Source organism: Streptomyces endophytica (genome assembly GCF_026153355.1).
Classification (GTDB): Bacteria; Actinomycetota; Actinomycetes; order Streptomycetales; family Streptomycetaceae; genus Streptomyces; species Streptomyces endophytica.
On sequence record NZ_CP110636.1, the window covers coordinates 3,990,506 to 4,013,887 of the forward strand.

A 23,382-nucleotide genomic window follows, 5' to 3' on the forward strand; every position below is an offset into this window, starting at 1 on the left:
CAAGATTTGGCATCGGCCGGCGCGCGGACCGCACGCCGGCCGGGGACTACCACGACCGTCAGGTCAGTGCTTGAGCTCCTTGTCGACCATCGAGTTGAAGGCCGCGACGGTGGACGGCGCCACCTTGCCCTGCGGGCTGTCCGTGCCGATGACGGTGTCGTTGACCTTCAGGGTCGGGGTGCTGCTGACGTCCTTGTGGGAGTTGAACTCGGCGGACATCTCCAGCGCCCACCGGTCGTACGTCCCGGCCTTGACGGCCTTCTGGAACGCCGCGTTGCCCTTAAGCGCCGGGATGGTGTCGGCGACCTTGATCAGGTAGCTGTCGTCGGCGAACTTGTCCGGGCCGGTCTCCTCCGGGTGGAACTCCTTCGAGTACAGCGCGTACTTGTACTTCAGGAAGGCGTCCGGGCTGACGTTGAGCGCGGCGCCCAGCGCGGACAGCGCGTTCTTGGAGCCGGTGCCCTTGAGGTTGGCGTCGAGGAACGTGCCGAGGTGGTACTGCGCCTTGTACCGGCCGTCCTTGATGTCCTTCTCGACGGTCGCGCCGACGTTCTGCTCGAAGGCCGAGCAGCCCGGGCAGCGCGGGTCCTCGAAGAGGCTGAGGGTGTTCTTGGCGCCCGGCTTGCCGACGACGATGGTCGTGCCGTTGGCGCCGGTGGTGTTCGCGGGCTTGACCAGCTTGGCCTTGGCGGCCTTCGCCCACGCCTTGCTGTCGCCCGCGCTGGCCGCGGCGTCGCCGCCGGAGGAGCTGCCGCCCCCCGAGGTGGCGACCGCGACCCCGATGCCGCCGGCGATCGCCAGCGCGCCGACGATCGCGCCGCCGACGATCAGCTGCCGGCGCATCCGGTCCTTCTTCGCCTGCCGCTCGCGCTCGGCGCGCAGCCGCTCGCGGGCTGCCTGCTTGTTGGCCTGGCTGTTGCGGTTGCTCATGACTTCCTGCTCCGTGGGTCCGTGGGACGGGTGTGCGTGCTGCGGGAGGCGTACGCGGCGCGGGTGAGCGTACGCGTACGGGGTTGCCGGGCCGCGCGGGCCGGGTGGAAACCGGCCTCAGGCGGCGAGCGCGCAGGGCGGCCCGCGGCGTACGACGCAGTGCACGAGCAGGGGGACGGCACGGGCCCGCGGCCCGGTCCGTACGGAGGCGGGGACGGGGCGGCGCGGGGCGGCCGTGGCGCCGACGACCGCGACCGCGATCAGCAGCGGGCGGAACGCGACCGCGCAGACCGCGTCGAGCAGCTGGGCCAGCGCGGCCTCACCGCGGCGCAGCCAGCCGGCCGCCAGCAGCCCGACGGCCAGGTGCGCCGCGAGCAGCAGCAGCCAGGCCGAGGCGGGCGCCGGAGCCTCGTCGGTGAGCCGCAGGAAGGGGGCGCCGACGCTGCCGCCGCCGCAGAGCAGGTCCACCCCGAGCGAGCGCAGCGGGCCGGCCACCGGGCCGCCCGCCGCGCCGTAGCAGGTGTGCTGACCCAGGCTGAAGACCAGGTCGGCGGCGAGCTCCAGGGGGAGCAGCAGCGCCGCGATCCGCCAGTAGCCGCGCTCCCGGCCGGCCAGCGCGTAGGCGAGCGCGAAGACGGCGGCGCAGAGCGCGGCGACGGTGCTGAGCGGGAGCGGCATCCGGGAGAGCAGCACGTGGGAGCCCGCGGACAGCGTCACGCACAGCGCCGTGAAGAGCGCCGCGCGCAGTGCCCGCAGGTGTGCCGCCGAGATGTCCATCGCTGCCGAGTGTGCCATGCGCCGGGATAAGCGGCGCCTAAGGGGCGGGGCCCCGACCAGGCATGATCATGGGTCCCCGCCCCGAGCCGGCCATGACCCGTCGGACCGGCCCTAGGCCTCCGTCAGGCCCGGGATCCGGCCGTTGCGGAAGAGGTCGACGAAGATCTGGTGGTCGGCGCGGGCCCGGGCGCCGTAGGAGTGCGCGAAGTCCACCAGCAGCGGGGCGAAGCCGTCCTCGTCGGCGGCGATCGCCGCGTCGATGGCCCGCTCGGTCGAGAACGGGACCAGGGAGTGGCCGCTCTCGTCGTCCGCCGCGGCGTGCATGGTGGCCGTGGCGCGGCCCAGGTCGGCGACGACCGCGGCGATCTCCTGCGGGTCGTCGATGTCCGACCAGTCCAGGTCGACCGCGTACGGCGAGATCTCGGCGACCAGCTGGCCGGTGCGGCGCCCGTCCTCCTCGATCTGCGTCCAGCCCAGCCACGGGTCGGCGTGGTCCTGGAGGGCGCGCTGCGAGATGACCGTGCGGTGGCCCTCGTGCTCGAAATAGCCGCGGACCGCGGCATCGGTGATGTGCCGGGAGACGGCCGGGGTCTGCGCCTGCTTCATGTAGATCACGACGTCGTTCTCCAGGGCGTCGCTGTTGCCCTCCAGGAGGATGTTGTACGACGGCAGGCCGGCCGAGCCGATGCCGATGCCGCGCCGGCCCACCACGTCCTTGACCCGGTAGGAGTCGGGGCGGCCCAGGCTCGACTCCGGCAGCGTCTCCAGATAGCCGTCGAACGCGGCGAGCACCTTGTAGCGGGTCGCCGCGTCCAGCTCGACGCTGCCGCCGCCCGCGGCGAAGCGCCGCTCGAAGTCGCGGATCTCGGTCATCGAGTCCAGCAGCGCGAAGCGGGTCAGCGACCGGGCGTCGCGCAGCGCGTCCAGCAGCGGGCCCTCGGCGGTGTCCAGGGTGAAGGGCGGCACCTCGTCCGTCTTCGCGCCGGAGGCCAGCGCGTGGATCCGCTCCCGGTAGGCACCGGCGTATATCCGCACCAGCTCGGTGATCTGCTCGTCAGCGAGCGCCTTGGCGTAGCCGATCAGCGCGACCGAGGCGGCGAACCGCTTCAGGTCCCAGGTGAACGGGCCGACGTACGCCTCGTCGAAGTCGTTGACGTTGAAGATCAGCCGGCCGGTGGCGTCCATGTACGTGCCGAAGTTCTCGGCGTGCAGATCGCCGTGGATCCACACCCGGCCGGTGCGGTCGTCCAGGTACGGACCGCGGTCCGCGCCGTCGGCCAGGTCCCGGTAGAACAGGCAGGCCGTGCCCCGGTAGAAGGCGAACGCGGAGGCGGCCATCTTCCGGAATTTCACCCGGAATGCCGCGGGGTCGGCGGCGAGCAGCTCTCCGAAGGCGGTGTCGAAGACGGCGAGGATCTCCTCGCCGCGCTGCGCGGCGTCCTGCGCCGGGGCGTACTGGGACGGCATCGCTGGGTGCCTCCTGGGGTGCGGAAAACAAGGGCGGAGAGCCGGAACTGACCGTGTGGGGGACACCCCCGGGCGGGGCCGGGGGCGGGTCTGCCGGGACATCTGCCGGGACAACGGCCGAGGCTACCCACGAGTGCCCCGCGAGTGTCAGTGGGGAGTCGTAGACTTCGAGACCGTTCCGTCCACCAGTCGCCCACTTGTCTTCCGGAGGTCCCGCGCCGTGGCCAAGCCGCCGTTCACGCACCTGCACGTGCACACCCAGTACTCCCTGCTGGACGGTGCGGCGCGGTTGTCGGACATGTTCAAGGCGGCGAACGAGATGGGCATGTCGCACATCGCCATGTCCGACCACGGCAACCTCCACGGCGCCTACGACTTCTTCCACTCGGCGCAGAAGGCCGGGGTCACGCCGATCATCGGCATCGAGGCGTACGTCGCCCCCGAGTCGCGGCGCAACAAGCGCAAGATCCAGTGGGGCCAGCCGCACCAGAAGCGCGACGACGTCTCCGGTTCCGGTGGTTACACCCACAAGACCATCTGGGCGGCGGACAAGACCGGTCTGCACAACCTCTTCCGGCTGTCCTCGGACGCCTACGCCGAGGGCTGGCTGCAGAAGTGGCCGCGGATGGACAAGGAGACCATCGCGCAGTGGTCCGAGGGCCTGATCGCGTCCACCGGCTGCCCGTCGGGCGAGCTGCAGACCCGGCTGCGCCTGGGCCAGTACGACGAGGCGCGCCAGGCGGCCTCGGACTACCAGGACATCTTCGGCAAGGACCGGTATTTCCTGGAGCTGATGGACCACGGCATCGAGATCGAGCGCCGGGTCCGCGAGGACCTGCTGAAGATCGGCAAGGAACTCGGCATCCCGCCCCTGGTGACCAACGACTCGCACTACACCTACGCCCACGAGTCCACGGCACACGACGCGCTGCTGTGCATCCAGACCGGCAAGAACCTCTCCGACCCGGACCGCTTCCGCTTCGACGGCACGGGCTACTACCTCAAGTCCACCGAGGAGATGTACGCCATCGACTCCTCGGACGCCTGGCAGCAGGGGTGTGACAACACCCGGCTGGTCGCCGAGCAGATCGACACCACCGGGATGTTCGAGAAGCGCGACCTGATGCCGAAGTTCGACATCCCCGAGGGCTTCACCGAGGTCACCTGGTTCCAGGAGGAGGTCCGGCGCGGCATGGCCCGCCGCTTCCCGGGCGGCATCCCCGAGGACCGCCAGAAGCAGGCCGAGTACGAGATGGACGTCATCATCCAGATGGGGTTCCCGGGCTACTTCCTCGTGGTCGCCGACTTCATCATGTGGGCCAAGAACAACGGCATCGCGGTCGGCCCCGGCCGTGGTTCCGCGGCCGGTTCGATCGTGGCGTACGCCCTGGGCATCACCGACCTCGACCCGATCGAGCACGGGCTGATCTTCGAGCGGTTCCTCAACCCCGAGCGCGTGTCCATGCCCGATGTCGACATCGACTTCGACGAGCGCAGGCGCGTCGAGGTGATCCGGTACGTCACGGAGAAGTACGGCGCCGACAAGGTCGCCATGATCGGCACCTACGGCAAGATCAAGGCCAAGAACGCCATCAAGGACTCCGCCCGCGTCCTCGGCTACCCGTACGCGATGGGCGACCGCCTCACCAAGGCCATGCCCGCCGACGTCCTCGGCAAGGGCATCGACCTCGACGGCATCACCAACCCCTCGCACCCCCGGTACAACGAGGCCGGCGAGATCCGCGCGATGTACGAGAACGAACCGGACGTGAAGAAGGTCATCGACACCGCCAAGGGCGTCGAGGGCCTGGTCCGGCAGATGGGTGTGCACGCGGCCGGCGTGATCATGTCCAGCGAGCCGATCGTCGACCACGCCCCGATCTGGGTGCGGCACACCGACGGCGTGACGATCACGCAGTGGGACTACCCCCAGTGCGAATCGCTCGGCCTGCTGAAGATGGACTTCCTGGGCCTGCGCAACCTCACCATCATGGACGACGCCGTCAAGATGGTGAAGAAGAACAAGGGCGTCGACCTGGAGCTGCTCTCCGTCCCGCTGGACGACCCCAAGACGTACGAGATGCTCTGCCGCGGTGACACCCTCGGCGTCTTCCAGTTCGACGGCGGCCCGATGCGGTCGCTGCTGCGGCTGATGAAGCCCGACAACTTCGAGGACATTTCCGCCGTCTCGGCCCTGTACCGCCCGGGCCCGATGGGCATGGACTCGCACACCAACTACGCGCTGCGCAAGAACGGCCTCCAGGAGATCACCCCGATCCACCCGGAGCTGGAGGAGCCGCTCAAGGAGGTCCTCGGCCTCACCTACGGCCTGATCGTCTACCAGGAGCAGGTGCAGAAGGCCGCCCAGATCATCGCCGGGTACTCCCTCGGCGAGGCCGACATCCTGCGCCGCGTCATGGGCAAGAAGAAGCCCGAGGAGCTGGCGAAGAACTTCGTCCTCTTCCAGGAGGGCGCGAAGAAGAAGGGCTTCTCCGACCAGGCGATCCAGGCCCTCTGGGACGTCCTGGTCCCGTTCGCCGGCTACGCCTTCAACAAGGCGCACTCCTCCGCGTACGGCCTGGTCACGTACTGGACCGCGTACCTCAAGGCGAACTACCCCGCCGAGTACATGTCCGCGCTGCTGACGTCCGTGCGCGACGACAAGGACAAGTCCGCGGTCTATCTGAACGAGTGCCGCCGTATGGGCATCAAGGTGCTGCCGCCCAACGTCAACGAGTCCGAGGCCAACTTCGCGGCTCAGGGCGACGACGTGATCCTCTTCGGCCTCACCGCGGTCCGCAACGTCGGCCAGAACGTCGTCGATTCGATCATCCGGTGCCGCAAGGCCAAGGGGAAGTACGCCTCGTTCCCGGACTACCTCGACAAGGTCGACGCGGTGGTCTGCAACAAGCGCACCACCGAATCGCTGATCAAGGCCGGTGCCTTCGACGAGCTGGGCCACACCCGCAAGGGCCTGACGGCGCACTACGAATCGATGATCGACAACGTCGTCCAGGTCAAGCGCAAGGAGGCCGAGGGCCAGTTCGACCTCTTCGGCGGCATGGGCGACGACTCCGCCGACGACGGCCCCGGTTTCGGTCTGGACGTGGAGTTCTCCGAGGACGAGTGGGACAAGACCTATCTGCTCGCCCAGGAGCGCGAGATGCTCGGTCTGTACGTCTCCGACCACCCGCTCTTCGGCCTGGAGCACGTGCTGTCCGACAAGGCCGACGCCGCCATCTCCCAGCTCACCGGCGGCGACTACTCCGACGGCTCGATCGTCACCATCGGCGGCATCATCTCCGGCCTGCAGCGCAAGATGACCAAGCAGGGCAACGCCTGGGCGATCGCCACCGTCGAGGACCTGGCCGGCTCCATCGACTGCATGTTCTTCCCGGCCACCTACCAGCTGGTGTCCACCCAACTCGTCGAGGACACCGTGGTGTTCGTCAAGGGCCGCCTCGACAAGCGCGAGGACATCCCGCGGCTGGTCGCCATGGAGATGATGGTCCCCGACCTCTCCGAGGCCGGCGCCAACGCCCCCGTGACGATCACCATCCCGACGGTCAAGGTCACCCCGCCGATGGTCGAGAAGCTCGGTGAGGTGCTCAGCAGCCACCGCGGCTCCACCGAGGTGCGGATCAAGCTCCAGGGCGCCCGCAAGACCACGGTGCTCCGGCTGGACCGGCACCGGGTCACCCCCGACCCGTCGCTCTTCGGCGACCTCAAGGTGCTGCTCGGCCCGTCCTGCCTGGCCGGCTGACGGTACGCCGGTGCACCCGAGGGGCGCGTCCCGCCGTGGACGCGCCCCTCAATTCATCTGCCCCACACGTCAGTTGTGGCCGAACCGGCGCTCGCGGTTCTTGCGGGCGAGATCCCCCGGGGTGGCGGTGACCGACTTCGTCTGGGCCTCCATGGACGACTTCTGAGCCGCCTGCTGGCCGCGCTCCGCCGGACTGGTGGCCTTCTGACTGCGGTTCTGCTTCTTGTCCTTGGCCATGACCGTTGCCTCCTGAGGGGGAATCTGGGATCGGGGCCGGGACCAGACTTACACGCGGGACAGAAGCCTGCATTTCGGGCAATTACCCTCTGTAATGCGCGCGATCACGCGCTGTACCCGAGATCCCCGCCGAATCCGCCACGCCGATGATCCAGTTCCGGCAGATAACGCCCGTACGGTCGGGCAGACTCGAAGGAAAGCCGAAGGAAAACTCGTGCCACGGGCCGAGCCGGGGGGCGACCGGACTTTCAGCACCTCAGGGAAGAGGGTGGAACGTGGATCGCTGCGTCGTCCTGGTGGACGCCGGATACTTGCTCGGCGCCGCCGCGAGCCTGCTCGCCGGAGAGCCCGCCCGTTCCCGGATCACCGTCGATCACGCCGCCCTCATCCAGGGCCTGCGCCAGCGCGCCGAGGCGGACACCGAACGCCCCCTGCTGCGCATCTACTGGTTCGACGGCGCCCCCGACCGCGTCCCGCAGCCCGAGCACCGCCGGCTGCGCGTGATGCCCCGGGTCACCGTCCGGCTGGGCGCCCTGACCCGCAGCGACGGCCGCTGGGCGCAGAAGGGCGTGGACGCCGCCATGCACGCCGAGCTGACCGAACTCGCCCGTAACCGTGCCTGCTCCGACATCGTCCTGGTCACCGGCGACGGCGATCTGCTCCCCGGCCTGATGTCCGCCAAGGAACACGGCGTCGCCGTCCACCTCTGGGCCGTCCAGGCCGCCGACGGCGACTACAACCAGTCCGAGGACCTGGTCGCCGAGGCCGATGAGCGCCGCGTCCTCGACCGCACCTGGATCACCCGCGCGGTGCGCGCCAAGGAGCTCGGCGGCCCCTCCGCGCCCCCGCCCGTCCCGCGCCCCGAGATCGCCGCGATCCTCTCCGCACCGCTGCCCGAGTCCGCGGTCGCCGCCGCTGCCGCGGCGGCCGCCTCGCCCGCCGGCCCGGACACCGCCGACCGCACCCACCAGGGCACCCCGGCCAACGGCGTGGCCCGCCCGGCCGCCGGCGCCGACGGCGACCAGCCCGCCGCCGGCGAGCCCGGCATCGGCGGCAGCAGGGGCGTGCCCACCCCCAAGGACCTGGCCGGCCTCGGCCGCGACCGGGCGGCCGGCCAGAGCGCCGCACCGGCCGCCGGCGCGACCGGCGCCACCCTGCGCTGGTCCTCCGACAAGGGCTGGGTCGAGCGCGGCGGCCCGCTCGGCGAACCGGACGCGACCGCCGCCCTGCCCACCCTCGCCCAGCTCACCAGCGCCGAACAGCGCTGGGCCGACCGTGAGGAGGACATCACCGCGGTCAGCGGCGACCCCTTCGAGGTCGGCCAGGTCTTCGCCCGCCGCTGGACCGAGCGGCTCTCCGACCCGGTCCACCTCCAGCAGCTGTCGACCGAGTACCCGCGCATCCCGCACCGGATCGACGGCGAACTGCTGCGCTACGCCGCCCGGTTCGGGCTGCTCGCCCACAAGGACGACCAGATCGACGAGCACGACCGCTACGCGATCCGGGCCGGCTTCTGGCGCGAGGTCGACCTGCGCACCGCCGCGGAACACGCCCCCGTCGGGGACTGACCACCGCCACCCGGCACCCCCGCCACGGTGCCCCGCGGACCGGCGGCGGGCCCGGGACGCGTACCCTCATAGCTCGTGAGGACGGGCGCAGAAGGGCCGGAGCACGGCGGGCCGGTGATCGCCGTGCGGGAGCTGGTCAAGACCTACCCCGCACCGCGCGGGCGCCGCGGGGCGGCAGCAGCCCCCGCCGTACGGGCCAGCGACGGCATCAGCCTGGACGTACGCCGCGGGGAGATCTTCGGGCTGCTCGGACCCAACGGCGCCGGCAAGTCCACCCTGGTCCGCCAGCTGACCGGCCTGCTCCGCCCGGACGCCGGCAGCATCCACGTCCTCGGCCACGACCTGGTGCGCCACCCGAACGCGCCGCCCGGCTGCTCGGCTACCTGGGCCAGGAGTCCACCGCCCTCGACGAGCTGACCGTCTCGCTGGCCGTGGAGACCACCGGCCGGCTGCGCGGCCTCGGCGCCCGGGAGGCGCGCGCCGAGCGGGACGCGGTCCTCGCCGAGCTGGGCCTTACCGACCTCGCGGCCCGCCCCCTGAAGAAGCTCTCCGGCGGCCAGCGGCGGCTGGCCTGCTTCGCCACCGCGCTGACCGGCGAGCGCCCGCTGCTGGTCCTGGACGAGCCGACCACCGGCATGGACCCGGTCGCCCGGCGGGCCGTATGGGCCGCGGTGGACCGCCGCCGGGCCGAGCGCGGTGCCACGGTCGTGCTGGTCACCCACAACGTGCTGGAGGCCGAGAGCGTGCTGGACCGGGTCGCGGTGATCGACCGCGGCCGGGTCATCGCGTGCGACACGCCCGGCGGGCTGAAGGACCTGGTCAGCGACGAGGTCCGGCTGGAGCTGGTCTGGCGCGACCGCCCGCCGCTGGACGTGCCCGAGGTCGCCGCCCTCGAAGCCGCCGCGCGCACCTCCGGCCGCCGCTGGACCCTCCGGCTCCCCGCCGACCAGGCCCGCTCCGCGGTCACCACGGTCACCGCCGGCCCCGCGTTCGCCGCCCTCGACGACTTCACGCTCGCCACGCCGAGCCTGGAGGACGTCTACCTGGCGCTCGGCGGACGCGCCGAGGGACTGGTGAAGGCATGAACGCCGCGGGACCCGGCGGACGTACTGCACACCGGGGAGCGACCGGGGGACCGACGACGCAAGGGGGACACCACGAGGAAGGCTGGATGACACGGTGAGTGTGGTTCCCGCGCAAGCGGTGGCCGGGACGACGTCCCCGGGCGCCGCGGATCCGTCCGCCGAGGCCGCCCCGCTGGCGCCGCGCGCCCGCTTCGGGCCCGCGCTCGGCGCCGTCTACCGCGCCCAGCTCTCCCGCGCCCGGGTCGCCCGGATACCGCTGCTGTTCGTCGCCACCTTCCAGTCCATCGGGATCATGGTCCTGCTGCGCGGGGTCGTCGACGGCGGCGACCCGGCCCGGGACGTGGTCGCCGGCTCCAGCGTGCTGGTCGTCGCCTTCGTGGCGCTGAACCTCCTCGCCCAGTACTTCGGCCAGCTGCGGGCCGGCGGCGGACTCGACCACTACGCGACGCTGCCGGTGCCGCCGGCCGCCGTGGTGCTCGGCGCGGCCGCCGCCTACGCGTCCTTCACCGTGCCCGGCACCCTCGTCACCGCCGTCACCGGCTGTCTGCTCTTCCAGCTGCCGATGGCCCACCTCTGGGTGCTGGCCGCCGTGCTGCCGCTCGCCGGCGCCGCGCTGGCCGGGCTCGGCGCGGCCCTCGGACTGCTCGCCCCGCGCCCCGAACTCGCCACGCTCTGCGGCCAGTTGGGCATGTCGGCGGCGCTGCTGCTGGGCGTGCTGCCGGCCGCCCGGATGCCCGAGCTGGTCGGCTGGGCGCGCGATCTGCTGCCCTCCACCTACGGCGTGGAGGCGCTGGCCCGCAGCTTCGGCCCGCACCCCGACTGGTCGGCGGTCGGCGCCGACCTCGGCGTCTGCGCCGCCGTCGGCGTGCTCTCGCTGGCCGTCGCCACCTGGGCCTACCGCCGCGCGGCGACCCGATGACCGGCGCCCCGGCGCCCAACGGGCGTCCTGCTTCCGGTCCCACCGGCCCCACCTGGCACGATGACGGGGTGACCGCACCGCTGACGCCCTCCGACAACCAGCCGCCCGAAGAGCCGCAGCACCCCGACGCCGCGCCCGCCGCCGGCCCGGGTGCCACCGCCGGTACCGACGACCCCCCGCTCGGCCGCGAGCTGCGCGAGGCCGCGCTGATCGCGCTGGTGGTCGCGGTCAGCGGCGTACTGCTCGGCGTCCTGTGGAACTGGCTCGCCCCGCACATCCCGCTGATCGCGGACACCCGCAACGTCTACCTCAAGGACACCGAGGGCGAGGAGGCGATCGGCACGGACGGCACCTTCCTGCTGCTGTCCCTCGGCTTCGGCGTGGTCAGCGCCGCCGTGACGTTCCTCGTCCGCCGCCGCGGCGGCATCCCCCTGGTCGTGGCGCTCACCGTGGGCGGACTCCTCGGCGCGGCCATCGGCTGGGTCACCGGCATGTGGCTGGGCCCCACCCCCGACGTCGTCGCGCACGCCAAGCAGGTCGGTCCCGGCGTCACCTTCTACGGCCCGCTCCGCCTCCAGGCCAAGGGCGCCCTGCTGGCCTGGCCCCTCGCCGCGATGGTGACCCAGCTCGTCCTGACCGGACTCTTCGGCCCCCGCGACCCGGAACCGCCGGCCCCGGACTGGTCCACGGCGCCCGCGCCCGGTGACCACCACGGCCACCACCCGCCCGCCGACGGCTGACGACGGGGGCGGCACCACGGCCGCCCCCTGGCACGCCCCTCCTCAGCCCCGGGCGATCGGCGCCAGCCGCGCCCCCGTGAGCGCCACCAGGTCCTGCGGCGACAGCTCGACCTCCAGCCCGCGCCGCCCCGCCGACACGCACACCGTCGGCCGGTCCTCGGCCGAGGCGTCCACGACCGTGGGCAGCCGCTTGCGCTGGCCCAGCGGCGAGATCCCGCCCACGACGTACCCGGTGGTGCGCTCGGCCACCGCCGGATCGGCCATCGCGGCCCGCTTGCCGCCCACCGCGGCCGCCAGCGCCTTGAGGTCCAGCGACCCCGACACCGGCACCACGGCGACCGTGAGCGTCCCGTCGACGTCCGCCAGCAGTGTCTTGAAGACCTGCTCGGGGGCGACGCCGAGCGCCTCGGCGGCCTCCTCGCCGTACGAGGCGGTGGCCGGGTCGTGGTCGTAGGAGTGGGTGGTGAAGGCGACACCGGCCGCGGTGAGCGCGACCGTCGCCGGGGTGCCGACGGATTTCCTGGACTTCTTCGCCAACGTCTTCGTGCCTCTTCGTGCGGCTGGGGGCCTCTGGGGGCCGCTGGGTGCCCCGCGTCGGACCCGTCCGCCGGCGGTCCCGCCGCGACCGGTCGTCAGTTGGGGCTGGTCGGCTGCCGGGTCAGCTCCACCGCCGGCAGCGACGGGAGCTTACCGAGCACCGCCGACTCCTGACGAAGGAGTTTCAGCTCCTGCCCGAGCCGGGCCGCGGTGTCCGGGGCCTCCAGCAGTTGCTGCTTGGCCGGCACGTCCAGCACGGCCGCCGCCGCGACGAGGTACGACAGCACCGACGGGTCGGCCGGCAGGTCCTGTCCGCTGGACAGGGTCCGCTCGTTCGCCCAGGCCAGCCGCTTCTGATACGTGCGGAAGGCCCGCACGACGCCCGAGGCGAGCGCGCCCGCGCCGTCGCCCTGGCTCTCCTCCAGCTCCTCCACCTCGCCGGTCAGATACGGCCCGGAGGTGTCCACGGACAGCAGCCGGAAGCGGGTGGTGCCGGTCGCCAGGACCTCGTAGCCGGTGTCGGCGGCGGACGACTTCTCGCGGATGGTCGCGGCGTCCGCCACGCACCCCACGGCGTGGAACGCCCGCATCGGCTCGTCCCCGAAGCCCGCGGCGGGCCCCTTCTCTTCCGGCAGCGTGGTGTCCGGCAGGCCCTGCGCGGTGGGTGCGACCTCGCGTCCGTCCCGGATCGCGATCACCGCGAACCGGCGCTCGTCCTCGGGCAGCGCGGACAGATCGCGCATCATCGCCCGGTACCGCGCCTCGAACACGTTCAGGGGCAGCACGAGCCCCGGGAACAGGACCGAGTTGAGCGGAAAGAGGGGTAGCGAGGTCACGGCGTTAGCCTAGCCGCCCACGTTTTTGGCCTTCCCGCGACGTGGTGCCCACGAGGGATCTACTGCCGGCGCAACAGGCGGGACGCCCCCGCTGCCACCGTTGTTGCCAGGACCCAGCCCGCCAGGATGAGGATCGCCGCTGCCCATTGGGCGGTTCCTCCTGGTTTCCAGGCGGCGTCCTGGTTGAGGTCTATGACGGGGAGGAGCAGGTCGAGGGAGTAGAGGTACGGGTTCCAGGGGGGTGCCTCGCCCGCTTTGAGGGGTGGGGGCGGGGTCGTCGAGAAGTAGGCCGTGCCGATGGCCCAGAGGATGGCCATCCAGACCGCGGCGCGGCCGGGGCGGTAGCCGTAGGCGACGGTCCAGTCCTGGAGGAAGCCCCACGCCTTCGCGGCCAGCGGCAGCGTCTCGCGGCGGCGGCGCTGCTTGGCCAGCAGGACCTCGCGGGCGTCGGAATCCTCGCCGCTGGCGCGGAGCGAGGCGGCGAGCATCTCGTAGGGCTCGGGCGCGTATTCGGGGGTGGCCGCGGCGACCCACTGGAGGCGCAGCGCCAGCGGGAAGTGGCCGCGCGGGATCAGCGTCTCGTACGCGAAGCCGGCCATCCACAGGCCGCCCAGGCCCGGCCAGCTCGCGGACTTGTCGACGAGGTTGACGACCCGGGCGCCGGAGAGGATCACCCGGCCGCGCTGCGGCCGCTCGCCGAGGAAGCGCAGTTCCGGCGTCTGGATCCGGCGCAGCGACAGCTCCTGGTCGGACTCCATGACGAACCGGGCGTGCTCGAAGTCGACCGCGTCGCCGAACCGGCCGTCGTCCAGCCGCATCCCGCCCTCGCACTCGAAGCGCTGCATACGGGTGCCGCGGGGCGGGGTGGTGGTGATGCCGTACGGGGGAGTGGCGCCGCTGGAGAACGGGGAGTTCGCCAGGCCCGCGGCGGTCAGATAGAGGGTGCGCTCGACGGTCAGCTGCGGGGCGTTCAGCGCCCGGCGGCCGAACGGGTTGCTCAGGTGGCTGCCGCGCAGGCTCAGCGACACCCCGACCGTGGCGCCGCGCAGCGACAGCTCGCCGTAGGACTCCAGCATCTCGGCCTGCAGGTCCTGGGCGACGGTCAGGCCGTCCGCCATGATGGAGCGGCCCTGGCGGTCCTTGTGCACGACGGTCTGGTTGAGCATGAGGTCGGTGCCTATGTGGGCGTCGGTGAGGCGGATGCCGGACTGCACCACGCACCGCGGCAGATGCAGATCGCCCTCGGTGTGCAGCCGGGCGGCCTCCAGCCGGGGTATCGCGCAGTTCACCATCCGCAGCGTGCTGAACCGGCTCTCCGGCAGCACCACCTCGGCCTCGAAGCGGCAGTCCCGCAGCTCCACGAATGGCTTGATCGTGCCGCCCGCGACGTCGAGAGTGTCCGTGATGTACGCGCCGGTCAGCTTCAGCGCCGACACCCGGCCCGGCTGCGCCGGCGGTCCGTCGAGCAGCAGCAGCGCCACCACGCGGGCCCGCACCCGGCGCTCCGGGCCCCACAGGTGCTGCCCGTGCGGATCGTCGCGGACCGGGTCCCCGATGTGCAGATCGCAGGTGCTGCCGTTGCGGAACGCCTGCCACATGCTCCATTCCGCCGAGGTCAGCCGCAGGTCGGCGGGCGCGTCGCCGTCCCTGGTCTCCGTCACTGTGTCCCCCTTGCCATTCCGTGGTCCGCCGCGGCGCGTGCCTGCTCCGCCGTCTTCGCGTGTCGCAACCTGTTCGGACGCATCCCGTGCGCCGGTCCGCGCGCGTCCCGCAGCCGCTCCCGCAGGTCTCCCCGTACGCCGCTACGTGGCCCTTGCCCGCCCGGTGACCTGTTGAACACGCGTGGTCAGGGCCAACTCCGGTCAACTTCGGGGCGCCGGGTCACCCTGCGTCCGGCCCCCGCGTCGCTGTGTATCACTGAGTGATACGGGCGGCCGGGCGCGGGAGCGGGTCTGAGACACTGGGGGCGTGATCTCCCGAATCGATCTGCGCGGTGACGCCCTTCCCGAGGGCGGCGCCCTGCGCGACCTGCTGCCCCGTGCCGAGTTCGACGTGGAAGCCGCCCTGGAGAAGGTGCGGCCGATCTGCGAGGACGTGCATCATCGTGGCGACGCGGCGCTGATCGAGTACGCGGAGAAGTTCGACGGGGTCACGCTCGACCAGGTCCGGGTGCCGGCCGCCGCGCTGACCCGTGCCCTGGAGGAGCTCGACCCGGCCGTGCGCGCGAGCCTGGAGGAGTCCATCCGGCGCGCCCGCATCGTCCACCGCGCCCAGCGCCGCGCCCCGCACACCACCCAGGTCGTTCCCGGTGGCACGGTCAGCGAGAAGTGGGTGCCGGTCGAGCGGGTCGGGCTGTACGCCCCGGGCGGCCGCTCGGTCTACCCGTCGTCCGTGATCATGAACGTGGTGCCGGCCCAGGAGGCCGGTGTCGAGTCGATCGCGCTCGCCTCCCCGGCCCAGGCCGACTTCGGCGGGCTGCCGCACCCGACGATCCTCGCCGCGTGCGCGCTGCTCGGCGTGGACGAGGTCTACGCGGCCGGCGGCGCCACCGCCGTCGCGATGTTCGCGCACGGCACCGAGTCCTGCCCGCCCGCGAACATGGTCACCGGCCCCGGCAACATCTGGGTCGCCGCCGCCAAGCGCTACTTCACCGGCAAGATCGGCATCGACGCGGAGGCCGGACCGACCGAGATCGCCATCCTGGCCGACGACACCGCCGACGCCGCGCACGTCGCCGCCGACCTGATCAGCCAGGCCGAGCACGACCCGCTGGCCGCCGCGGTCCTCGTCACCGACTCCGTGGAGCTCGCCGAGGCCGTCGAGAAGGAGCTGGAGCCGCAGGTCGCCGCGACCCGGCACGTCGACGACCGGATCGCCCCGGCGCTGTCCGGCAGGCAGTCCGCGATCGTCCTGGTGGACGGCGTCGAGGAGGGCCTGCGGGTCGTCGACGCGTACGGCGCGGAGCACCTGGAGATCCAGACCGCGGATGCCGCCGCCCTCGCCCAGCGGGTGAAGAACGCCGGCGCGATCTTCGTCGGCCCCTGGGCGCCGGTCTCGCTCGGCGACTACTGCGCGGGCTCCAACCACGTCCTGCCCACCGGCGGCTGCGCCTGCCACTCCTCGGGGCTGTCCGTGCAGTCGTTCCTGCGCGGCATCCACATCGTCGACTACACCAAGGACGCGCTGGCCGAGGTCGCGCACCACGTCGTGACGCTGGCCGAGGCCGAGGACCTGCCCGCACACGGGGCGGCCGTCAAGGCCCGGTTCGGCTGGAAGGTCCCCGAAGGCAAGTGACGCGAACGAAGCAAGGCACCGCACCCATGACCCGCAACTCCGCAGTGGCCGGCCTGGACGACCTCCCGGTGCGCGACGAACTGCGCGGCAAGTCCCCTTACGGCGCCCCGCAGCTGGACGTCCCGGTACGGCTGAACACCAACGAGAACCCCTACCCGCTGCCCGAGCCGCTGGTCGAGCGGATCGCGGAGCGGGTGCGCGAGGCCGCCCGCGACCTCAACCGCTACCCGGACCGGGACGCGGTCGAGCTGCGCACCGAGCTGGCCCGCTACCTCACCCGCACCGGCCGGTACGAGGTCGGCATCGACAACGTCTGGGCCGCCAACGGCTCCAACGAGGTCATCCAACAACTGCTGCAGACCTTCGGCGGGCCGGGCCGCACCGCGATCGGCTTCGAGCCCTCGTACTCGATGCACTCGCTCATCGCGCGCGGCACGGGCACCGGCTGGATCTCCGGTCCGCGCAACGACGACTTCACCATCGATGTGCCGGCGGCCGAGCGTGCCATCGCCGAGCACCGCCCCGACGTCGTCTTCATCACCACCCCCAACAACCCCACCGGCAACGCCGTCCCGGCCGAGGCGGTGCTCGCCCTGTACGAGGCGGCCCAGGAGGCCAAGCCGTCGATGGTCGTGGTCGACGAGGCGTACATCGAGTTCAGCCACGGCGACTCGCTGCTGCCGCTGCTCGCCGGGCGGCCCCACCTCGTCATCTCCCGCACGATGTCCAAGGCCTTCGGCGCGGCCGGGCTGCGCCTCGGCTACCTCGCCGCGGACCCGGCGGTGGTGGACGCGGTCCAGCTCGTCCGGCTGCCGTACCACCTCTCGGCGGTCACCCAGGCCACCGCGCTGGCCGCGCTGGAGCACACCGACACCCTGCTGGGGTACGTCGAGCAGCTCAAGCAGGAGCGCGACCGGCTGGTCGACGAACTGCGCGCCATCGGCTACGACGTGACGGAGTCGGACGCCAACTTCGTCCAGTACGGGCGGTTCGACGACGCCCACGCGGTCTGGCAGCAGTTCCTCGACCGCGGCGTGCTGGTCCGCGACAACGGCGTACCGGGACGGCTGCGGGTCTCCGCGGGCACCCCGGCGGAGAACGACGCGTTCCTCGACGCGGCCCGTGAACTAGTGAAGTTCGTGGGGGACACCCCCACACCCCTGAAGGAGCAGAGCGCATGAACCGCGTCGGGCGCGTGGAGCGCACCACGAAGGAAACCTCCGTGCTCGTCGAGATCGACCTCGACGGCCGGGGCGAGGTCGACGTGTCGACGGGTGTCGGCTTCTACGACCACATGCTCGACCAGCTCGGCCGGCACGGCCTGTTCGACCTCAAGGTCAAGACCGACGGCGACCTGCACATCGACACCCACCACACCATCGAGGACACCGCCCTCGCGCTCGGTGCCGCCTTCAAGCAGGCCCTCGGCGACAAGTCCGGGATCTACCGCTTCGGCAACTGCACCGTCCCGCTGGACGAGTCGCTCGCCCAGGTGACCGTCGATCTTTCCGGCCGCCCGTACCTCGTGCACACCGAGCCCGAGAACATGGCGCCGATGATCGGCAGCTACGACACGACGATGACCCGGCACATCTTCGAGTCCTTCGTCGCCCAGGCACAGATCGCCCTGCACATCCACGTCCCGTACGGGCGCAACGCCCACCACATCGTGGAGTGCCAGTTCAAGGCCCTGGCCCGGGCCCTGCGCTACGCCAGCGAGCGCGACCCGCGCGCGGCCGGCATCATCCCGTCCACGAAGGGCGCGCTGTGAACGGCCTGTCGACCGTCTTCATCCTCCTCGGGCTCTTCCTCCTCGGCGGCGTCTACTCCTTCTGGAAGCAGCAGCTGCCCAAGAGCCTGATCGTGCTGCTCTCCGTCGGCTCGGCGATGTGCCTGGCCGCCGGTGTGCTGCGGCTGGAGGTGTGGAATTGACCGCTCCGTCCTCCCGTAAGAAGGTCGTGGTCCTCGACTACGGCTTCGGCAACGTCCGCTCCGCGGAGCGCGCGCTGGCGCACGTCGGTGCGGACGTGGAGATCACCCGGGACTTCGACCGGGCGCTGAACGCCGAGGGGCTGCTGGTCCCCGGCGTGGGCGCGTTCGCCGCCTGCATGCGCGGGCTGAAGGAGGCCCGCGGCGACTGGATCGTCGGACGCCGGCTGGCCGGCGGCCGCCCGGTCATGGGCATCTGCGTCGGCATGCAGGTCCTCTTCGGCCGCGGCATCGAGCACGGCGTGGAGACCGAGGGCCTGGACGAGTGGCCCGGCACGGTCGGCCCGCTCAAGGCCGACATCGTCCCGCACATGGGCTGGAACACCGTCGAAGCCCCCGAGGGCTCGCGGCTGTTCGCCGGGCTGCCCGCCGACGCCCGCTACTACTTCGTGCACTCCTACGCGGTGCACGACTGGGAGCTGGAGATCGGCAACCCGCACCTCGCCGCACCCAAGGTCACCTGGGCCACGCACGGCGAACCGTTCGTGGCCGCGGTCGAGAACGGCCCGCTGTGGGCCACCCAGTTCCACCCCGAGAAGTCCGGCGACGCCGGTGCCCAGCTCCTGACCAACTGGATCGAAACGCTGTGAACGCTGTGAACACGCTTGAACTGCTGCCCGCCGTCGACGTCCGCGACGGCCAGGCCGTCCGCCTGGTGCACGGTGAGTCCGGCTCGGAGACCTCCTACGGCGACCCGCTGGAGGCGGCACTCGCCTGGCAGCGCGCCGGCGCCGAGTGGCTGCACCTCGTCGACCTCGACGCGGCCTTCGGCACCGGCGACAACCGCGCGCAGATCGCCGAGGTGGCCCGCTCGATGGACATCAAGGTCGAGCTGTCCGGCGGCATCCGCGACGACGCCTCGCTCGCCGCGGCGCTGGCCACCGGCTGCACCCGGGTCAACATCGGCACCGCGGCGCTGGAGAACCCCGAGTGGGTCGCCAAGATCATCGCCGAGTACGGCGACCGGATCGCGGTCGGCCTGGACGTCCGGGGGACGACGCTGCGCGGCCGCGGCTGGACCCGCGACGGCGGCGACCTCTACGAGACGCTGGCCCGCCTGGACTCCGAGGGATGCGCCCGCTACGTCGTCACCGACATCAACAAGGACGGCACCCTCCAGGGCCCCAACCTGGAGTTGCTGAGGAACGTCTGCGCCGCCACCGACCGCCCCGTCGTCGCCTCCGGCGGCGTCTCCTCCCTCGACGACCTGCGGGCCATCGCGGGCCTGGTGCCGGAGGGTGTCGAGGGCGCCATCGTCGGCAAGGCGCTCTACGCCAAGGCGTTCACCCTGGAGGAAGCCCTGGAGGCGGTGTCCCGATGAGCGAGGCCGTGCGGCGCGTCCAGTCCGACAGCCCCTGGGAGGGGGCCTTCGGCCATGCACGCGCCGTCGCGGCCGGGGACCGGGTCCTCGTCGCCGGCACCCTGCCGTTCACCGGCACGGTGCTGCACGGCGAGGGGGACCCGTACGAACAGGCGCTCGCGGCCTTCCGGCAGGGCCTCGACGCGCTGCGGGAATTCGGCCTGGGCGCCGAATCCGTCATCCGCACCCGTATGTACCTCACCCACGTGCGCGACGTGGACGCCGTCGGCCGGGCCCACAAGGAGCTCTTCGACGCCGTGCGGCCCGCCGCGACCATGGTCGTGGTCTCCGGCTTCGTCGATCCGCGGGTGCTGGTGCAGATCGAACTCGAAGCATTCCGCGACAGCGCAACCCCGGGGAGCGCACCCCGGGCCCCCGAAGGAGATCCGCGATGACCCTGGCGGTCCGAGTCATCCCTTGCCTGGACGTCGACAACGGCCGGGTCGTCAAGGGCGTCAACTTCCAGAACCTCCGCGACGCCGGCGACCCCGTCGAGATGGCCAAGATCTACGGCGACGAGGGCGCCGACGAGCTGACCTTCCTCGACATCACCGCCTCCTCCGGCAACCGCGAGACCACCTACGACGTGGTCCGCCGCACCGCCGAACAGGTCTTCATCCCGCTGACCGTCGGCGGCGGCGTCCGCACCCCCGAGGACGTCGACAAGCTCCTGCGCGCCGGAGCGGACAAGGTCGGCGTCAACACCGCCGCCATCGCCCGCCCCGACGTGATCCGCGAGATCGCCGAACGTTTCGGCAGCCAGGTCCTGGTCCTTTCGGTCGACGCCCGCCGCACCGACGCCGGCACGCCGTCCGGCTTCGAGGTCACCACCCACGGCGGCCGCCGCGGCACCGGCATCGACGCCGTCGAGTGGGCGCACCGCGCCGCCGAACTCGGCGCCGGCGAGATCCTGCTGAACTCCATGGACGCCGACGGCACCAAGGACGGCTACGACGTCGAGATGATCGAGGCGGTCCGCAAGCACGTCACCATCCCGGTCATCGCCTCCGGCGGCGCCGGCAAGCTCTCCCACTTCCCCCCGGCCGTCGCCGCCGGCGCCGACGCGGTCCTCGCCGCCTCCGTCTTCCACTTCGGCGACCTCCGCATCAGCGAGGTCAAGCAGACCCTGCGCGAGGCGGGGCACCCGGTGCGCTGACCACCGTGCCCCGCCCCTGCGCGGGCGGGGCGCTCAGCGCGCCTTCCGGGCCGCCCGGACGAACTCGCGGTTCATCTTCGTGATGCTGAACAGCGGGATGCCCTTGGGGCAGGCGGTGGCGCACTCGCCGGTCAACGTGCAGCCGCCGAAGCCCTCCTCGTCCATCTGGGACACCATGTCGAGGACCCGGGACTCGCGTTCCGGGGCGCCCTGCGGCAGGACGCCCAGATGGTTGACCTTGGCGGAGGTGAAGAGCATCGCCGCCCCGTTCGGGCAGGCGGCGACACACGCCCCGCAGCCGATGCACTCCGCGTGCTCGAAGGCGAAGTCGGCGTCCGGCTTGGGTACGGGCGTCGCGTGGGCCTCCGGTGCGGAGCCGGTCGGGGCGGTGATGTAGCCGCCGGCCTGGATGATCCGGTCGAAGGCCGAGCGGTCGACGACGAGATCCTTGATCACGGGGAAGGCGGAGGCCCGCCACGGCTCGATGTCGAGGGTGTCGCCGTCCTGGAAGGACCGCATGTGCAGCTGGCAGGTCGTGGTTCGCTCCGGGCCGTGCGCCTCGCCGTTGATGACGAGCGAGCAGGCGCCGCAGATGCCCTCGCGGCAATCGTGGTCGAAGGCGACCGGGTCCTCGCCCCGGAGGATGAGCTCCTCGTTGAGCGTGTCGAGCATCTCCAGGAAGGACATGTCGGAGGAGATGCCGTCCACCTCGTACGTGGACATGGCGCCTTCGGCGTCGGCGTTCTGCTGGCGCCAGACGCGCAGGGTGAGCCTCATGCGTAGCTCCGCTGGGTGGGGTGGACGTACTCGAAGACCAGGTCTTCCTTGTGGAGGGTCGGGGCCTCGCCCGTACCCGTGAACTCCCAGGCGGCCGCGTAGGAGAACTCCTCGTCCTTGCGGGCGGCCTCGCCGTCCGGCGTCTGGGACTCCTCGCGGAAGTGACCGCCGCAGGACTCGGCCCGGTGCAGCGCGTCGAGGCACATCAGCTCGGCGAGCTCCAGGTAGTCGACGATCCGGTTGGCCTTCTCCAGGGACTGGTTGAACTCCGCCCCGGTGCCGGGCACCTTGATGCGGCGCCAGAACTCCTCGCGGATCTGCGGGATGCGCCCCAGCGCCTTGCGCAGACCGGAGTCCGTACGGGCCATGCCGCAGAACTCCCACATCAGCTCGCCGAGTTCGCGGTGGAAGGAGTCCGGCGTGCGGTCCCCGTCGACGGCCAGCAGGAGGTGCAGCCGGTCCTCGGTCTCGGCGAGGACTTCCTGGACGACCGGGTGGTCGGCGCCGACCTCGTCCTCGTGCGGATGGCGCGCCAGGTAGTCGTTGATCGTCGACGGCAGGACGAAGTAGCCGTCGGCCAGGCCCTGCATCAGCGCGGACGCGCCGAGCCGGTTGGCGCCGTGGTCGGAGAAGTTGGCCTCACCGATCGCGAACAGGCCGGGGACGGTGGTCGCCAGGTCGTAGTCGACCCACAGGCCGCCCATCGTGTAGTGCACGGCCGGGTAGATCCGCATCGGCACCTCGTACGGATCCTCGTCGGTGATCCGCTGGTACATGTCGAAGAGGTTGCCGTACTTGGCCTCGACGGCCTCCCGGCCCATCCGTGCGATCGCGTCGGCGAAGTCCAGGTACACGCCCTGCCCGCCGGGGCCCACGCCCCGCCCCTCGTCGCAGACGTTCTTCGCGGCGCGCGAGGCGATGTCGCGGGGGACGAGGTTGCCGAAGGAGGGGTAGATGCGCTCCAGGTAGTAGTCGCGCTCGTCCTCGGGGATTCCGGCGGGCGGCCGGGTGTCGCCCTTGGCCTTCGGCACCCAGATCCGGCCGTCGTTGCGCAGCGACTCACTCATCAGCGTCAGCTTCGACTGGTGGTCGCCGGTGCGCGGGATGCAGGTCGGGTGGATCTGCGTGAAGCACGGGTTGGCGAAGTACGCGCCGCGCCGGTGCGCCCGCCAGATCGCGGTCGCGTTGGAGTTCATGGCGTTCGTCGACAGGTAGAAGACGTTGCCGTAGCCGCCGGAGGCGAGCACCACCGCGTCGGCAAAGTACGTGTCGATGCGGCCGGTGACGAGCTCCCGGGCCACGATGCCGCGCGCCCGGCCGTCCACCACGATCAGGTCCAGCATCTCGGTCCGCGGGTGCATCGTGACGTTCCCGGCCGCGATCTGCCGGGACAGCGCCTGGTAGGCGCCGAGCAGCAGCTGCTGGCCGGTCTGGCCGCGGGCGTAGAAGGTGCGGGAGACCTGGACGCCGCCGAAGGAGCGGGTGTCGAGCAGGCCGCCGTACTCGCGGGCGAACGGCACGCCCTGGGCCACGCACTGATCGATGATCTCGACCGATATCTGCGCGAGCCGGTGCACGTTGGACTCGCGGGCCCGGAAGTCGCCGCCCTTGACGGTGTCGTAGAAGAGCCGGTGGACCGAGTCGCCGTCGTTGCGGTAGTTCTTCGCCGCGTTGATGCCGCCCTGCGCGGCGATGGAGTGCGCCCGGCGCGGGGAGTCCTGGTAGCAGAACTGCTCGACGTGGTAGCCCTGTTCGGCGAGGGTGGCACCGGCCGCGCCGCCGGCGAGCCCGGTGCCGACGACGATGACGGTGTGCTTGCGGCGGTTGGCCGGGTTGACCAGCTTCGCCTCGAAGCGGCGGGTGTCCCAGCGCTCGGCGACCGGTCCGGCCGGCGCCTTGGTGTCGGCGACCGGCTCCCCGGTCGCGTAGTCGGCGTAAGGAGACATG

21 protein-coding genes and 1 pseudogene are annotated in these 23,382 nt (G+C 71.9%); 13 read left to right on the top strand and 9 right to left on the bottom strand.

Features of this window, described 5'->3' with window-relative positions; all coding sequences use genetic code 11:
- Positions 1-63: 63 nt before the first annotated feature.
- The 3 genes from OJ254_RS17775 to OJ254_RS17785 all read right to left on the bottom strand — a co-directional run bounded on the left by OJ254_RS17775 (position 64) and on the right by OJ254_RS17785 (position 3,174).
- On the bottom strand, positions 64-930 hold the full coding sequence (locus OJ254_RS17775) for a thioredoxin domain-containing protein (RefSeq protein WP_265363126.1): 867 nt from the start codon (positions 928-930) through the stop codon (positions 64-66).
- 117 nt (positions 931-1,047) lie between these two features.
- Positions 1,048-1,707, bottom strand: a complete 660-nt coding sequence (locus OJ254_RS17780; protein WP_261952028.1) for a hypothetical protein — start codon at positions 1,705-1,707, stop codon at positions 1,048-1,050.
- A gap of 111 nt (positions 1,708-1,818) precedes the next feature.
- Positions 1,819-3,174 carry a DUF2252 domain-containing protein gene (locus OJ254_RS17785; protein WP_265363127.1) on the bottom strand — a complete coding sequence of 452 codons (1,356 nt, stop codon included), beginning with the start codon at positions 3,172-3,174 and terminating at the stop codon, positions 1,819-1,821.
- Between the two features lie 220 nt (positions 3,175-3,394).
- Between OJ254_RS17785 and dnaE the strand changes: the two genes are divergently transcribed.
- Entirely contained in the window at positions 3,395-6,937 is a 3,543-nt protein-coding gene (gene dnaE, locus OJ254_RS17790) for a DNA polymerase III subunit alpha (RefSeq protein WP_265363128.1), read from the top strand.
- 69 nt (positions 6,938-7,006) lie between these two features.
- On the opposite strand, the gene OJ254_RS17795 is transcribed toward dnaE, so the two are convergent.
- Positions 7,007-7,174, bottom strand: coding sequence for a hypothetical protein (locus OJ254_RS17795; RefSeq protein ID WP_265363129.1), 168 nt, complete (start codon positions 7,172-7,174; stop codon positions 7,007-7,009).
- A gap of 275 nt (positions 7,175-7,449) precedes the next feature.
- Between OJ254_RS17795 and OJ254_RS17800 the strand changes: the two genes are divergently transcribed.
- The 4 genes and pseudogenes from OJ254_RS17800 (at position 7,450) to OJ254_RS17815 (ending at position 11,486) form a co-directional block, all read left to right on the top strand.
- Complete coding sequence (locus tag OJ254_RS17800; protein ID WP_265363130.1) at positions 7,450-8,742, top strand: NYN domain-containing protein; 1,293 nt, start codon at positions 7,450-7,452, stop codon at positions 8,740-8,742.
- Between the two features lie 75 nt (positions 8,743-8,817).
- A pseudogene (locus OJ254_RS17805) lies at positions 8,818-9,827 on the top strand (ABC transporter ATP-binding protein).
- Positions 9,828-9,921: 94 nt separating this feature from the next.
- Complete coding sequence (locus OJ254_RS17810) at positions 9,922-10,746, top strand: ABC transporter permease (RefSeq protein WP_410011159.1); 825 nt, start codon at positions 9,922-9,924, stop codon at positions 10,744-10,746.
- A 68-nt stretch (positions 10,747-10,814) separates the two neighbouring features.
- A complete protein-coding gene (locus OJ254_RS17815; RefSeq protein WP_265363131.1) occupies positions 10,815-11,486 on the top strand; it encodes an ABC transporter permease in 672 nt (223 codons plus the stop codon).
- Positions 11,487-11,528: 42 nt separating this feature from the next.
- Here the strand turns inward: OJ254_RS17815 and ybaK are convergent, their stop codons facing one another.
- The 3 genes from ybaK to OJ254_RS17830 all read right to left on the bottom strand — a co-directional run bounded on the left by ybaK (position 11,529) and on the right by OJ254_RS17830 (position 14,520).
- Complete coding sequence (gene ybaK / locus OJ254_RS17820) at positions 11,529-12,023, bottom strand: Cys-tRNA(Pro) deacylase (protein ID WP_261952035.1); 495 nt, start codon at positions 12,021-12,023, stop codon at positions 11,529-11,531.
- 95 nt (positions 12,024-12,118) lie between these two features.
- Entirely contained in the window at positions 12,119-12,859 is a 741-nt protein-coding gene (locus OJ254_RS17825; RefSeq protein WP_265363132.1) for an LON peptidase substrate-binding domain-containing protein, read from the bottom strand.
- A 59-nt stretch (positions 12,860-12,918) separates the two neighbouring features.
- Positions 12,919-14,520: an oxidoreductase gene (locus OJ254_RS17830; RefSeq protein WP_265363133.1), complete on the bottom strand. Its 1,602-nt coding sequence runs from the start codon at positions 14,518-14,520 to the stop codon at positions 12,919-12,921.
- 307 nt (positions 14,521-14,827) lie between these two features.
- Between OJ254_RS17830 and hisD the strand changes: the two genes are divergently transcribed.
- Genes hisD through hisF form a run of 8 tightly spaced genes read left to right on the top strand, consistent with a single transcriptional unit; the run spans position 14,828 to position 20,658 of the window.
- Positions 14,828-16,153 carry a histidinol dehydrogenase gene (gene hisD, locus OJ254_RS17835; RefSeq protein WP_265363134.1) on the top strand — a complete coding sequence of 442 codons (1,326 nt, stop codon included), beginning with the start codon at positions 14,828-14,830 and terminating at the stop codon, positions 16,151-16,153.
- Between the two features lie 26 nt (positions 16,154-16,179).
- Complete coding sequence (locus OJ254_RS17840; protein ID WP_265363135.1) at positions 16,180-17,334, top strand: histidinol-phosphate transaminase; 1,155 nt, start codon at positions 16,180-16,182, stop codon at positions 17,332-17,334.
- Positions 17,331-17,924 carry an imidazoleglycerol-phosphate dehydratase HisB gene (gene hisB, locus OJ254_RS17845; protein WP_261952040.1) on the top strand — a complete coding sequence of 198 codons (594 nt, stop codon included), beginning with the start codon at positions 17,331-17,333 and terminating at the stop codon, positions 17,922-17,924. Before OJ254_RS17840 ends, hisB begins: the two co-directional genes overlap by 4 nt.
- Positions 17,921-18,085 carry a hypothetical protein gene (locus OJ254_RS17850; RefSeq protein ID WP_030413628.1) on the top strand — a complete coding sequence of 55 codons (165 nt, stop codon included), beginning with the start codon at positions 17,921-17,923 and terminating at the stop codon, positions 18,083-18,085. Before hisB ends, OJ254_RS17850 begins: the two co-directional genes overlap by 4 nt.
- The gene (hisH, locus tag OJ254_RS17855; protein WP_423835917.1) at positions 18,082-18,732 is read left to right on the top strand and encodes an imidazole glycerol phosphate synthase subunit HisH; all 651 of its coding nucleotides are present in this window, start codon (positions 18,082-18,084) and stop codon (positions 18,730-18,732) included. Before OJ254_RS17850 ends, hisH begins: the two co-directional genes overlap by 4 nt.
- Before the next feature lie 5 nt (positions 18,733-18,737).
- Positions 18,738-19,463 (top strand): bifunctional 1-(5-phosphoribosyl)-5-((5-phosphoribosylamino)methylideneamino)imidazole-4-carboxamide isomerase/phosphoribosylanthranilate isomerase PriA, encoded by a 726-nt coding sequence (gene priA, locus OJ254_RS17860; protein WP_261952042.1) that lies wholly within the window; start codon positions 18,738-18,740, stop codon positions 19,461-19,463.
- Complete coding sequence (locus OJ254_RS17865) at positions 19,460-19,897, top strand: RidA family protein (protein ID WP_265363137.1); 438 nt, start codon at positions 19,460-19,462, stop codon at positions 19,895-19,897. The genes priA and OJ254_RS17865 overlap by 4 nt, the downstream gene beginning before the upstream one ends.
- Positions 19,894-20,658 (top strand): imidazole glycerol phosphate synthase subunit HisF, encoded by a 765-nt coding sequence (gene hisF, locus OJ254_RS17870; protein WP_265363138.1) that lies wholly within the window; start codon positions 19,894-19,896, stop codon positions 20,656-20,658. The genes OJ254_RS17865 and hisF overlap by 4 nt, the downstream gene beginning before the upstream one ends.
- Before the next feature lie 33 nt (positions 20,659-20,691).
- On the opposite strand, the gene OJ254_RS17875 is transcribed toward hisF, so the two are convergent.
- Positions 20,692-21,435 (bottom strand): succinate dehydrogenase/fumarate reductase iron-sulfur subunit, encoded by a 744-nt coding sequence (locus OJ254_RS17875; protein WP_265363139.1) that lies wholly within the window; start codon positions 21,433-21,435, stop codon positions 20,692-20,694.
- Complete coding sequence (locus tag OJ254_RS17880; protein WP_265363140.1) at positions 21,432-23,381, bottom strand: fumarate reductase/succinate dehydrogenase flavoprotein subunit; 1,950 nt, start codon at positions 23,379-23,381, stop codon at positions 21,432-21,434. Before OJ254_RS17880 ends, OJ254_RS17875 begins: the two co-directional genes overlap by 4 nt.
- Between the last annotated feature and the right edge of the window lies 1 nt (position 23,382).